13 protein-coding genes are annotated in these 13,266 nt (G+C 63.3%); 10 read left to right on the top strand and 3 right to left on the bottom strand.

From position 1 onward, the window contains the following. A partial coding sequence (locus VEK15_32075) for a hypothetical protein (protein HXV65377.1) occupies positions 1–626 on the top strand: 626 nt, incomplete at its 5' end. Between the two features lie 463 nt (positions 627–1,089). Continuing rightward, positions 1,090–2,064: an NAD-dependent epimerase/dehydratase family protein gene (locus tag VEK15_32070; GenBank protein ID HXV65376.1), complete on the top strand. Its 975-nt coding sequence runs from the start codon at positions 1,090–1,092 to the stop codon at positions 2,062–2,064. 263 nt (positions 2,065–2,327) lie between these two features. Here the strand turns inward: VEK15_32070 and VEK15_32065 are convergent, their stop codons facing one another. After that, positions 2,328–2,747 (bottom strand): pyridoxamine 5'-phosphate oxidase family protein, encoded by a 420-nt coding sequence (locus VEK15_32065; protein ID HXV65375.1) that lies wholly within the window; start codon positions 2,745–2,747, stop codon positions 2,328–2,330. Positions 2,748–3,295: 548 nt separating this feature from the next. Between VEK15_32065 and VEK15_32060 the strand changes: the two genes are divergently transcribed. After that, complete coding sequence (locus VEK15_32060; GenBank protein HXV65374.1) at positions 3,296–3,673, top strand: putative quinol monooxygenase; 378 nt, start codon at positions 3,296–3,298, stop codon at positions 3,671–3,673. 236 nt (positions 3,674–3,909) lie between these two features. Here the strand turns inward: VEK15_32060 and VEK15_32055 are convergent, their stop codons facing one another. After that, positions 3,910–4,644, bottom strand: coding sequence for an EI24 domain-containing protein (locus VEK15_32055; GenBank protein ID HXV65373.1), 735 nt, complete (start codon positions 4,642–4,644; stop codon positions 3,910–3,912). Between the two features lie 207 nt (positions 4,645–4,851). Between VEK15_32055 and VEK15_32050 the strand changes: the two genes are divergently transcribed. From VEK15_32050 to VEK15_32020, 7 genes are all read left to right on the top strand, one after another. Beyond that, the gene (locus VEK15_32050) at positions 4,852–5,436 is read left to right on the top strand and encodes a TetR/AcrR family transcriptional regulator (protein ID HXV65372.1); all 585 of its coding nucleotides are present in this window, start codon (positions 4,852–4,854) and stop codon (positions 5,434–5,436) included. Between the two features lie 312 nt (positions 5,437–5,748). Beyond that, complete coding sequence (locus VEK15_32045; GenBank protein ID HXV65371.1) at positions 5,749–6,498, top strand: PspA/IM30 family protein; 750 nt, start codon at positions 5,749–5,751, stop codon at positions 6,496–6,498. A gap of 12 nt (positions 6,499–6,510) precedes the next feature. Beyond that, a complete protein-coding gene (locus tag VEK15_32040; protein HXV65370.1) occupies positions 6,511–8,247 on the top strand; it encodes a phosphate ABC transporter substrate-binding/OmpA family protein in 1,737 nt (578 codons plus the stop codon). Next, positions 8,244–9,074, top strand: coding sequence for an ABC transporter permease (locus VEK15_32035; protein HXV65369.1), 831 nt, complete (start codon positions 8,244–8,246; stop codon positions 9,072–9,074). Before VEK15_32040 ends, VEK15_32035 begins: the two co-directional genes overlap by 4 nt. After that, positions 9,071–9,895: an ABC transporter ATP-binding protein gene (locus VEK15_32030; protein HXV65368.1), complete on the top strand. Its 825-nt coding sequence runs from the start codon at positions 9,071–9,073 to the stop codon at positions 9,893–9,895. Before VEK15_32035 ends, VEK15_32030 begins: the two co-directional genes overlap by 4 nt. A gap of 95 nt (positions 9,896–9,990) precedes the next feature. Further along, positions 9,991–10,827, top strand: coding sequence for a hypothetical protein (locus VEK15_32025; GenBank protein HXV65367.1), 837 nt, complete (start codon positions 9,991–9,993; stop codon positions 10,825–10,827). Continuing rightward, positions 10,824–12,674, top strand: a complete 1,851-nt coding sequence (locus VEK15_32020) for an AAA family ATPase (protein ID HXV65366.1) — start codon at positions 10,824–10,826, stop codon at positions 12,672–12,674. Before VEK15_32025 ends, VEK15_32020 begins: the two co-directional genes overlap by 4 nt. Positions 12,675–12,753: 79 nt before the next feature. On the opposite strand, the gene VEK15_32015 is transcribed toward VEK15_32020, so the two are convergent. Beyond that, a partial coding sequence (locus VEK15_32015; GenBank protein ID HXV65365.1) for a hypothetical protein occupies positions 12,754–13,266 on the bottom strand: 513 nt, incomplete at its 5' end.

Below are 13,266 nucleotides of genomic sequence, written 5' to 3'. Positions count from 1 at the left end.
TCGCGGTCCAGGCTGAGATGCAAGATCGTTCCCCGCGGAAGCTCGGTATCGGCGCTGGTCTCGGCACCGTGCTCGGGGCGGTCGTCGGCGGGAAAAAGGGAGCGGTCATCGGCGCCGTCGTCGGAGCCGGAGGAAGTGTTCTGGCGACGGAAGGCAACGAGACGCGGTTTATCCAGGCCCATCTCCCTGGACCCGATGGAGAGCCAGTGGGGCGCGGCGTGCCCGACCCAGAGACGATCGATGAGATGTGGCGACCTCACGCATCGCAGATGGGCCAGGACATCTGGGGCCTCGGCACGATTCTCTCCACCAGCAACAACGGAGGAGGGTTCGTCGTCGGTCACGACGGCAACAACGAGCCCGCGATCAACACTGCTGCACGCTTCAATCCCCGAACCGGCAACGGCATCGTGATGCTGGAGACGGGCAACCCGCTCCTCGCGACGGAAATCGCGGGCGAGTGGGTGTTCTGGGAGACGGGAAACGTTGACTTCCTGACGCTGACCATCAGCGCACCCCGGATGTTCAGGACAGTGGCTTACGGCGGCCTCGTGATCCTCCTCGCCGGTTTGCTCGCCGCCTGGCGGCTCCGGCGCGCGGCACGCCTCGCCACCGCCCGCGCGTGAACGAGGAGCGTCTCGTCAAGAATGTTACGAGGCGGGACGCGGTCGGCACGGCCGACCGATGATTCTGGCCCGGCCGCCTGTCTAACCGAGTGAACGTCGCAGGGCGATTCGCGTTGGCGAAGAGAGCACCGTAAGCTGTGCAAGTTGAAGAAGCTCAATATCGGGCACAGCGGACCACCTTAGGACCCGCCGCGAGGTGTAGCGCATCTTGCCTCGGCGAACCTCGGGGTGCAGCGTACGCTTTCGCCGACAGGGCATCAAGCGCGATCGCGGCCTTCGAGAATCCTGGACTCGAGTGCTGCCGTAGGCGAGGCTACGAGTTGACTTGACCGGACGACCAAGAATCAGTTAAGGAGGCGAGCAGATGATGGACGCTACAGTGGAGCGGCGGCGTGATCTCGGCGAGACCGATGCTGGGTTGAACATGTGAAGCCCAGGGCCGACCAGCTGAGGAGGGTGAAGCATGGCGGTCGAATCGGGGGATCGGGTAGGGCTCCTTGGCGCCACGGGAGCCATCGGCAAGTGTGTCGCCGCAGCGCTGAGAGAGCAAGGCCGAGCCTACCGCGCCGTCGGGAGATCGCGGACCACTCTGGAGAGCGTGTTCGGTGGCGATCCCCTGGCGGAAGTGGCCACCTGGGATCCGGAAGACGAGGCGACGATTCGTGAGGCTCTGCGGGGCATCGCCGCGGTCGTATATCTGGTGGGCGTGCCCTACACGGATTTTCATCTACACCCCGTCCTGATGCGCCGCGTCATCGATGCCGCCATCGAGGAGAAGGTCGACCGCCTGCTCTTGATCGGAACGTTGTACGTCTTCGGTAAGCCACAGGGCGCTCGCGTGACCGAGGATCATCCCAGAGAGCCCCATACCTTCAAGGGTCGCAAGCGCAAGGAGCAGGAGGATCTTGTTCTCGCGGCTCACACCAGCAGCCGGATCCGGACTACGGTGCTACGCCTACCGGATTTCTACGGTCCGGGCGTCGAACGAAGCCTGCTCAGCGACCTCTTCTCGGCAGCGAAGCAAAACCGGCGAGCAAAACTGCTCGGACCGATCGAACGGCCGCACGAGTTCGTATTCGTGCCGGACGTGGGTCCGGTGGTGGCAAAGCTGCTAGACACTGAAGCGGCGTTCGGGCGGGCGTGGAACCTGGGAGGCGCCGGTGTGACGACGCAGCTCGAGCTCGCGCGGCAAGCCTACGGCGGGCGTCCGCGCTACATCGTTGCGGGCAAGACGATGTTGCGTCTTCTGGGTCTTTTCGACCCCTTTCTGCGGGAGTTCGTCGAAATGCACTACTTGCTGGCGGAACCTCTCATCGTCGATGACTCAGCGCTCCAACGTCTGATCGGAAACATTACGAAGACGCCATATAGCGAGGGCGTGCGGCAGTCGCTAGCCGCGGCCGGTCCAGGAGACGGGCGCTCCAAGAGCGCAGCCTGAGTGTGGACAGTGAAGTAGGTGAACAGGAACGTCCGCGAGCCGGGAGTGAACGGGGTTTCCTCGTCGCCCGCGACCCAGATCTCGAGGCCTTCGATCTCGTTGGCGACGCCAAAATCGATGGGAACGTAAATGGATTGCGACAGCGTCCGCGACGTCGACTCAGAGGAAAGCGACAGGAGAACGGTGAACACGACGTCGTCGTCCGTAAAGCATACTGTGCGAAGAATAATTTCCCTACCCCTGTCCGCTGAAGAGCTCTCCCCTCAGTACTCCCACCAGAAGCCGTCCGCGACTTTCAGATGAATGAAGACCGTTCCGGGATCGTCGACCTCTCCCCAGATCTCCTTGTGCTTGGGATGATCCGCCGACCCGAAATACTTTCTGCCAAAGGCCGCATAGAGCTTGGCCCGCAGCTTCCCGTCGGTCACCTCCTCGGCGTTGCCGTGCACCGACAGGCCCTTGTACTTGCCCTTCGCGCCGCCATCGATGGCCCAGCCGACGCGCGGCCGCCTCTTCATGGCTTTCCATTTGGCGCTTCTGGACCCGGTGCCGATGTAGTACTGCCGATCGAGAATGACGAACCAGACAGGTACGACGCGTGCTGCGCCGCCATCGGTCCAGGCGATTCGAAGCAGCTCCTGCTTCTCGATGAACTCTTTCAGAGTCGAGGATAATCGCTTCATCGGAGACACTCCTCTTCAGAACGTGGATCGCGCCATCGCGTTCTACGTCTTGCGCTCGCGCTCGTGGCTCGGTGCATCGCTCAGGGACCACAGGTTGCCCACGAGACCGCTCAGCGGTGGGCTCGTTTGGACGGAGTATCGCATCGAACGCAGGCCCCTGGCGTGACGCTCGAGGTCTGAGAAGTCACCTTCGGTGGAGCAGTTCTTTGTGTGCATCATGGTGCATGACCGGCAAGGCCGCCCGCACCGCGAAACGAAAGTGCCTTGACACTGACTCTCCTGCTTTCGCCGCGCACTGTCAAGCCTGATGCCGATCATCTGAAAACGCGGAATCTGTAACAGAATTCCAAAGTGAGTGATTCACAAGATCAAGCCGGTTATAGAATTGTTGCAGGTCATGATAGGACTCCTTCACCACAGGACCGATTTCGTCATCGCCAACACAATCTCGGCCGGTCTCCGGGGGAAGATTCCACAAGAGGCGGTGCGGAACCAACGTCAAACCCCCGCGAATCAGAAAGGAATAGATCACAGTGGTTACGAGGTCCGTGATCATTCTGCTGGCGTTGACCGTCACTGAGCGTCCGGATCAAGAGGAGAAGGTATTGGAGGACGTTAAGATGTACGGGCTCATTGGCAAGATCATCGCCACACCGGACCAGCGCGATGCGCTGATCGAGATCCTGCTGGCAGGCACGAAAGACATGCCTGGCTGCGTGAGCTACATCATTGCGAAAGACGAGAAGGACGCCGATGCGATATGGGTCACTGAGGTCTGGGAGAGCAAGGATGACCACGAGGCGTCTCTCGCGCTCCCGGCCGTACGGCGGGCGATCGCCCGGGGCAAGCCGTTCATCGCCGGGTTTGGCGAGCGCTTCGTCACCATGCCGATGGGAGGCCATGGTTTGGTCGGACCAAAGAAGTGAAGTCATCAGACGAGGACACAAAGCAAGTAAGGTAGCGCGCCCGGGCCTGTGGAATCCCCTGGTGGTTCGCCGAAGAGGACACGCTCACGAGGATCCGAAACGCGATGGCGATGACAGCCAATCCCTGTTTCATGACGATCGCCCGAAAGTTCTCGAAGGCAGGGCCCGATTCAAGTAGAGGTGAGCTGAAGCTGAAGCGCCGCTCGGAGAGCGACGATACGAATCGAGCTTATCCGTTATCCACTCGGCTCGGCTCGAGGCAAGCGCGCCAGTGCCATCCGGGTCGCGCCCACCACGAGAACGGGCATGAGCAGGAAATTCGCGACCGGGACGAGGAGCGTCGCTAGCCCGCCGAGGCCGAAGCCGATGCTTTCGATGCGGTGCTGCCGGTGCCACCGGCGGCGATTTCCGAAGTCGAGGCCGTGGCGCGCCAGGGTAGAGTCGGTTTGCTGGAAAGCGAGGCTGTGCGCCGCCCAGAGAAGGGCGAGCGGCGGGCCGGCGATTGGGACCAGCCCGAGCACGATGACGAAAGGGGTGCGTGAAAGAAAATAGAGGGCACCTTTGAGTGCCTGGATCATCTCCCAGCGGATGCCTCGGGCCGGGTCCACGAGCTCACCGCGCAGCTGGTGCTCAACCTTCCGCGACAAGAGTTCCTGGAAGGGCGCGGTCAGAAGGAGCGCAACGCCGAGTCCTGCAACGGCGCCGCCCAGGACCGCCGCAAACCGCGCGCCGACGCTCGCGGCGGAGACCCAGAGGCTTTCCCCTTCGATGACACCGTTGGCCAGCGCCGGGCCGATCCAGAATCCGGCCGCCAGACCCACACTCACGAGCAGAACCGTCGCCACCGCCGGGAGCAGCGAGAGAGGCCAGAGAGACGGGCGCTTCAAGAGATAGACGAAGCTGGAAAGCGCGTACCAAACCCCGCTCGTCAATGCAACGGCGAGCCTCACGAGTCGAGTCCGGTGCTTCATCGGCAATTCTTAGCACGATTCCTGGTCTGGATCGGGATCGCTCCGGCTCGAGTTGCCAGTTACTGCAATCGCTCGAACCGTAACTTTCGGGAAGGGATGGAATGTGGATCGTGGTTTGGTTGGAATTATACAGACCTATCTGTATCATCTGAGAATACTGACAGGTCTGTATAATTGTCAGGAGAGAGAAACTCGTAAGGAGGTCGTTTGGCTGGAAAAGGGAAAGCGTCACCTCGGGATCGCCTGCTCGACACAGCCGGAGACCTCTTCCAGCGCTATGGCTTTCGAGCGGTGGGCATCGACCGGATTCTGTCGGAGTCTGGCGTCGCGAAGATGACGCTCTATCGTCACTTCGCGTCCAAAGACGAAATGATCGCCGCCTACCTGGAGCGAACCGACGCGCGGTTCTGGGCGTGGGCCGAATCGGCGATGGAGCGCGCTGATTCCGCCGAGGCGAAGCTCAGGAGTCTGTTCGATGCCGTCGGCAAGCTCGCGTCGAGCCCGGAGTGTCTAGGCTGCGTGTTTCAGGGCGCAGCCATGGCGTTTCCCGAGCTCGAGCACCCGGCCCATCAGGTCGCTCTGCGGCACAAAATGGCCGTTCGCCGCCGCCTGGCCGATCTCGCCCGAGAGGCCAAGCTGCGCGATCCCGAGGAGCTAGCGGCGCAACTCGCGCTTCTCATGGACGGCGCCTGGATCGGCGCGCGAACGTTTCGGGAGCGCGATAATCCCGCAGCGGGCGTGGTGGCAGGGGCGAGAGCGCTCATCGAAGCTCACCGCGCGGTGCGTCAATGAACCGGCTTGGCGGCGCCCTCAACGACGCGCCGGCGAAGCTCGCCGAAAACATTAAGAAACGCGCGAAGGCAGGCGGAGGCGAATCGGCTTCGCGCCACGGACGACAGAGCTCTATGCGGCGCATCTGAGACGATTTGCCCGCCCCCACTCGCGTCACTTTCCAGGAAGAACGTGAGCGAGACTCAACAGGGTTACGGGCGGCGGGATGGGACTCGTATTTCGCCCGGGCCCTGATAAAATCTTATCGATTCCGCTGTTGTTTCCTGGCGCGCGTCAACGTGCCGGCGCGAGCGCCGAGAGGAGGGGCCAATTATGCTGAGCCGCATCGCGAACCTCTTCCGTGGCTTCTTGAGCCTCTTCATCTCGGGTCTGGAGCGGCAGAATCCCAGGGCTCTCATCGAAGCCGAGAAGGAGAATCTCCGCCGGCAGATCGCGAGGTTCAACGAGAACCTGGCGAACCATGCCGGCTTCGCCGAGCGGCTGCTGCGCCAGGTGAAAAACCTGGAGGCGCAGGAGCGCGATTTCGCCGCCAAGGCGGCCGCGAACCTCAAGGTGGGAAACCGCAACGCCGCGGGGCAATACGCCCTTCAGCTCAAGACCGTCAAGGAGCAGCTCGAGGAGAATCGCAGACAACTCGAGGTGGCCGAACAAACGTACACCAAGCTCGTGAAGTCGCGCGACGTCGCCGTCCGCGACGCTCAGGAGACCATCGAGAAGCTCAAGCGAATGATGACGGAAACGCAGATGCTCGAGGCCCAGGCCGAGCTCCAGGAGATGGCAACGGGCATGATCACGTCTATCGGCGGTGGCGGCGACACGCTCAACCGCGTGGAGGAATACCTCACCGAGCGACGCGACAAGGCCGCCGGGCGGGCGCGCGTTGCCGCCTCCACCATCGACACGACCAAGGTCGAGCTGCTCGAAGCCGAGCAGCAGGCTTTGGCCGATGCCGCGCTCGCCGAGTTCGCCGCCGCCTACGGTCTCGAATCACCGCCGCCCGACGTCGAGGAGACCAAGGCACCGCTCCCGACGAAGGAAATGGGGCCGGAGAAGCAAAGTTAAGGAGAGTCCAAGATGGCACAAACGGAAGACCAGCCGAAGGTCGGCCCGACCGCGCTCGGGAAATTGGTCCTGTTCCTGTTCGTTCTTGCATGCCTGGGAGGTGCAGCCTTCTATTTCCGCGACCTCATCGCCCCGGGCGGCCGCGATGGCTCCCAGCAGGTGGACCTCGACCAGTTCCAGAGGGTCGAGGCGCAGGACACCCAAGGAATCACCACCGTCAACGAGTACCAGTACGTACCCGGTGAGAAGCTCCCGCCAGTCAAAGGGGTCTCCGCCTACAAGTGGGACCCGCAACAAAAGGTCGTCAACTTCCCCATCAACGTCTGGATTGGGTGGCTCCCCATCGTGGCGGCGAACGGGGGATTCGCTCCCAACCCCGAGTCGATTTTCGCGAAGAAGCACGGCTTTCAGGTCAACCTCAGGCTCATCGACGATCCCGTGGTGGCCCGCGACGCCTTCGCGTCGGGCGACAGCCACGTGCTCTGGGGTACGCTCGATATGATGGTTCTCTTCGCTCCCGACCTCATGAAGGATTCCAGGAGTGCCCCGCGAATCTACCAGCAGGTCGACTGGTCCTCGGGAGGCGACGGCATCGTGATCCGCGGCAACATTGGCTCGGTGGCCGACCTCAAGGGGAAGACCATCGTCTACGCCCAAAACTCGCCCTCGCAGTACTTCATTAATAACCTGTTGCTGAACGCTGGAGTCCAGCCGTCCGACGTCAACCACAAGTACACCGCCACCGCATTCGAGGCGGCGGCGGCGTTCGTCGCCGACAGGTCGATCGATGCTTGCGTCTCCTGGGCACCCGACATCTACAACATCCCGGACAAGGTGACGGGAACGCGGATCCTCACCACGACCGCCGAGGCGAACAAGCTCATCGCCGACGTCTGGGCGGCGCGCGCCGATTTCGCTAACGACCACCCGGAAATCATCAAGGGCCTGGTCGCGGGGATCTTCGATGGCATGGACCGTCTGAAGGACCCCGCTCAGCGCGAGATGGCCTACCAGTGGATGGCCGACGGCTACGGGATGCAAGCCGACGAGGTTCGGGCGATGGCGCAGGACGCCCACTCCACGAACTTCGGGGAGAACAAAGCGTTCTTCCTGAACGCGAACGACCCCGCAAACTTCGAGAGGACGTGGAAGAACGTCACCTTCGTCTATCGCGAGCTCGGACTCATCGACACCCCGGTGCGCTTCGACGAGGTGATGGATTTCTCCATCATCCAGGAGCTCGACCGGGCGGGAACCTTCGCCCATCAGAAGGACGAGAGCCGATCCACCTTCGCGCCGACGAGCTACAAGAAGGTCGCGGCCGAGTCGCCAATCCTCACCCAGACGATCCGGATCAACTTCTATCCGAACTCCGCGAACGTCTTCGAGCCCGAGCACGACGAGATGGGTAAGCCCATACCCAACACGCTCTACGACCCGAGCGTCGCTGCCACGCTGGAGAAAGTGGCCCGGCTCGTCGGCCAATACGAGCGCGCGGTGGTCGCGGTGGTCGGGCACACGGACTCCTCGATGAGAGGAAAGGGGACGCGTTATGAGGACGTGAAGGGGCTTTCGATGGACCGCGCCGACGCCGTCCGGCAAGCTCTGGTGAAGAAGTACGACTTCGATCCGAACAAATTCACCATCGAGGGTATGGCCTGGGACGAACCGGCCAACCCCGACGATCCGTCGAACCACGCGCTGAATCGGCGCGTCGAGATTTCGGTCTATCCACCGGAAGCGAAGTGACGACCGAGGCGCCGCAGTCCGTTCACAGCGGACTGCTGCGTATTCGGGAGAAGCTGCCGGCATGGAAGACCTGGCTTCTGGGCCTCGTTCCCGTAGTCGTCCTACTCGGGGTATGGACCCTCGCCACCACCGGAGCGGCGGAGGAGCGAATGATTTCGCCGACCATCCTCCCCTCACCGGGCGAGGTGGTGGCGTCTTTTGGGCAGCTCTGGTTCGACCGGGCGCTCACTCGCAACCTCGGCGTCTCCTTGACTCGCGTGGTCGAGGGATTCCTCCTCGCGTTCGCCGTGTCGTTTCCGCTCGGGCTCCTGATGGGCGCGTTCACGAAAGTGAAAGCGGCTTTCACGCCGCTGACGGTCTTCGGCGCGTACCTCCCCATTCCCACTCTGGTGCCGCTCACCTTGTCTCTCTTCGGGACGGGCGAGCTTCAGAAGGTCATGTTCCTCGCGCTGGCGTTCTCCATCTACCTCGTCCCTCTCTTCGTGGCGGCGGTGGATACGGTGGACGACACCTATCTGAAAACTGCCTATACGCTCGGCGCCACTCGATGGGATGCCGTGAGGCGGGTGCTGCTGCCCGTTGCCTGGCCCGACATCTGGCAAGCGATGCGGCTGGGCTTCGGTGTGGGTTGGAGCTACATCTTGCTCGCAGAGATGGTGGACGTGGGCCGCGGGCTCGGCGGGATCATCATCACGTCCCAGCGTCGGGGGCCGCGAGAGCACATCTACCTCGTTCTCGTCATCATCGTGGCAGTAGCCTTCCTCACCGATAAGCTCTGGGCGGCGGCGGGACGGTGGCTCTTCCCCTATCGAGATCAGAAGCGGTGAACACACGGTCGGCGGTGATCGAGTTCGAGAGCGTTACCAAGACGTTCAGCCCCGGACTGCCGGGAGAGTTCACCGCCATCCGCGACGTCAGTTTCCGGATCGACGACGTTCCCGACTACGGGGAGTTCGTGGCGATCATCGGACCTTCGGGCTGCGGTAAGTCGACCATCCTGAACCTCATCCAGGGCTTTGCCGACGTCTACCCACCGAGCTCGGGCGCGGTGCGGGTGCGCGGGCACCGCGTCACCGGACCCGGACGCGACCGGGGGATGATCTTCCAGAAGTACAGCTCGTTTCCACACCTGACTGTTCTTCATAACGTGACCTTCGGCCTCGAGCTCGACCACGGCGAGGTGAAGCTCCCGAGGTCCGAGCGCGAAGCGCTCGCGCGCCAGTGGATCGACAAGGTGGGCATTCAGGGGCACGAGCACAAGTATCCACACCAGCTCTCGGGCGGACAGCAGCAGCGGGTGGCGATCGCGCGCACGCTGGTGCTCAAGCCGAAGATCATCCTGATGGACGAGCCGTTCTCCGCCCTCGACGAGCCTACCCGCTTGGACATGCAGCGGCTCATCATGGAGCTGTGGCACGAAGTGCAGGCCACCGTCCTGATCGTGACCCACTCCATCGCCGAGGCGGTCTACCTCGGGGATCGGGTGTGGGTGATGGCGGCGGCCCCTGGTCGGATCGCCCATGAGTTCCGCGATGGAATCCCGAAGACGAGGGACGCGGATCCGCTGGCCGTTCAGGAGACGGCGGCTTTCAAGGAGGCGGTGGCGGCAGTGGGCGAAGCCTTCCGGAAGGTGGATACGCTGAAGTGAGGCACAGCTGAGCTATGGCCGGCGAGCGTCTCCCATACTGGGAATACGTCAAGGCTGCGTTCTGGAAACCGGTGCGGTCCAGGGTGCTCGGCGCCATGCCTCTCACTCAAATGCTCCTTACCGCCTTCGGGCTCGCCGGCTTCGTCAATCCGGGCTTCTGGTTTCTCGGGCTCGCGGCTTTCGTGGCCTTCGTCGGGGGCCGCTCGGCGAGCGATCGGTTTCAGCGGCTGGTCGATGGCGAACGGCTTCTCGCGCGGCAGGGAACCGCGGAGGACCGGATGAAGGCGGCCTACGATCGCCTCGACGTTTCCTCGAAAGGCCGCTACCGGGCGCTCGTCGTGCTGTGCCGGGAGATCCTCGGTCTGGGTCCGGGCGAGAGCGGTCTCACCGACTTCCGTGCCGGCAACCTCAATCAGCTCCTTGCGCTCTTTCTCCGCCTGCTCGCGTCCCGCGAGGGGATTATCGACACACTGCGGCGGGTCGACCGGGCCAAGCTCGAAGCCGATCTCGAGAGCCTCACGACCCGTCTCGCGGCGGCCGGCGATGCCGAGGGTCCACTGGCACGCTCCCTCAAGGCGACGCTTCAAATACAGCAGAAACGCCTCGCCAATCTGGACACCGCCGCCGGTAATCTCGCCGTGGTGGACGCGGAGCTCGAGCGGATCGAACAACAGGTGCGGCTCGTGCGGGAGGAGAGCGCCGTGAGCCGCTCCCCGGAAGCGATCTCGGCGCGGCTCGATGCGGTCTCGCGAACGCTCGGCGAGACGTCCCGGTTTCTCGACCAGCATGCGGAGCTGTTCTCGGACATCTCGGTGTCCGACTTCGAAGCGGGCTCGGTTCCTCCCCTCTCGCGGCCCGTGGCGGATGAGCCGGACGAGGAAACGCCACACCCGCCCCCTCCCCGCCCGAAAACAGTCCAAAGAGAGCGATGAGCGGAGTCACCTCGGTCGAGCTTCCCCGCTGGGCGGAGGAGACGCGCCAGTTGTTTCGGGCCGGCGCGACGAGCCAGTTCGTTCTCTACGGAAACGTGTTCGACGTCGTTCCGGCCGGCGACGCGCGTTTGGAATCGAGCTTCGTTTCGCTCAACGAGTTTCTCGCCGGCACGATGTTCCAGCCTTTCGATGTCGTCATCCTCTACGACCGCGGGCGAGGCGTTCGCATCAAGCCCCCGGATCCCTTCCGCGCGGATGCTTACAAACCGATCGAGGAGGTCTTCCGCTTCCTGAAGGGTGTGGACGCCTTCCGCGGCGCTCCCGCCGGGTTCGACGCGGTGGCACAGAATTGGGAACGGCTGGACCTCAAGGACCAGCTTCCGCGCGACCCCAAGCGTGCTCTGGAGCTCATCGATCGGATCCTGAGCTTCGCCCGGCGCCGCACGATAGTCGAAAACGGCAAAGTTGTCGCGGCCCCGCTCAAAGCCGCCGTAATCCTCGACTACGCGCAGTTCATCGCTCCGCAGGGAGATCCGATTTACGTCGCCGACCTCAGCCAGACGCTCATCCAGATCCAGGACTGGGCGGCGAACCCGGAAATCACGGGAGCGTTCATCGCCACCGTGCTCGTCACCGAAAATCTCACCGACTTGAACCGGAGCCTGGTGGAAACCCCGTACAGCGCGAAGATCCGGATCCCCCTCCCGAGCGCTTCTGAGATTCGGGCCTTCGTCGAGGCGATACTTCCCGACGGTGCTCAGTTCGAAAAAGCCTCCGAAGTGAGCCGCGACGTCTTGGCCGACAAGCTCGTGGGCCTTTCCTGCGTATCCGTGCGCACGCTTCTGAAGCGTGCCCTCACGAGCCGGGAGCGGATCACGGGTGCGTATTTGACCCGCATGAAGAAGGAGCTCATCGAGAAAGAAGCGGCGGGGCGACTCGAGTTCTTGGAGACGACCCGGACACTGGACGACGTGGCCGGCCACGTCGAGGCCAAGGCCTGGCTTCGCGAGGACGCCATTCTTCTGAGGCGCGGCCGAACGATGGCGATTCCGATGGGCTACCTCCTCACCGGACGTATCGGCACGGGCAAGACCTACCTGGTGGAGTGCCTCTCGGGCGAGATCGGCATTCCGTGCGTCGAGATGAAGAACTTCCGGGAGAAGTGGGTGGGGGCGACGGAGGGCAACCTCGAGAAGGTGTTCTCGATCCTCCACGCTCTCGGCCAGGTGATCGTTTTCGTGGACGAAGCCGACCAGATGACGGGCAAGCGCGGAGGTGGCGATTCCGACTCGGGACTCTCCGGCCGGGTCTACGGGATGCTTGCGAAGGAGATGTCGGACACCCGCAACCGCGGGAAGATCATCTGGATCTTCGCGACCTCGCGGCCTGATCTCGTGGAAGTGGATCTGAAGCGCCAGGGTCGCCTCGACGTCCACATCCCGCTCTTTCCTCCCGGCGACGCCGAGGGACGGGCTGAGCTCTTCGCGGCGATGGCGCGAAAGCTCAAGATGCCGGTCGAGCCCAAAGATCTGCCCAGGCTTCCGGACAACGACCAGATCGGAGGCAACGAGATGGAAGGGATTCTCGTTCGCGCTCTACGAGTCTACGAGACGGGAAAGGACGCGGAGGAGCGCGGCCAGGGCGAGGCGACGTCTCTTCCCGCCTGCATCAAGGCCGCCATCGCCGACTTCCGTCCCTCGGCCCACGTCGAGAGGCTCCAGCTCATGGACCTTCTCGCGGTCAAGGAGTGCACCGACACGCGCTTCCTCCCCGAGCGCTTCCGAAAGGTGAGCCTCGCCGAGATCAACGCTCGCATCGAGTCGTTGAAGACCGTGCTGGGCGAGTGACTAGCGTCTCCCGGCGGCTACCGGTGAACAGCCCCACGGCGTTCGGTTTTTTGGTAGCCGCCACGGGACCGCTGGCCCTCTACGAGCGAAGACGGTAAAGCCACCGGCGAGCGTGTCGCTGGAGATCCGGCCAGTTTCGGAATTCGCCGACGAGCTCCAACGCGTGCGGTTCGACCGCGGTCGGGGGAAGTGGCTCGTTCGACACGAGGATATAGAGTGGGGCGCGAGGCCGTTCCCTGCGGAGCCACGCGGTTAGGTCGCTGCGTGAAATCAGCGAGACGTCGAGCTTTTCGCGCCTGAGATAGTAGTGGCCCCCCAGTGCGTCCTCGTCGCCATCGACGATGACCAGGCGGTCGACGAAGTCCGTACTCCGGGAGAGCGTGAGCGCGGCTTCGACCGGACCCCGGTGCGGATACCAGAAGCTCACGAAAACGAACGCCGCGAGATGCACGCCGACGAAGAGTCGGCGATGGGCCATACGAACCCTCGACTCCGTGCCCGAGGTTTGAAACAACCCGAAAGCGTAAACGACGACGAGTAGAATTACAGAGGGAAGGATGAACCGGAACGCCTTGCGCGCGACCAGGCTATG

It is taken from the genome of Vicinamibacteria bacterium (assembly GCA_035620555.1).
GTDB lineage: Bacteria > Acidobacteriota > Vicinamibacteria > Marinacidobacterales > SMYC01 > DASPGQ01.
This window is presented reverse-complemented; position numbering and strand designations above follow the sequence as displayed.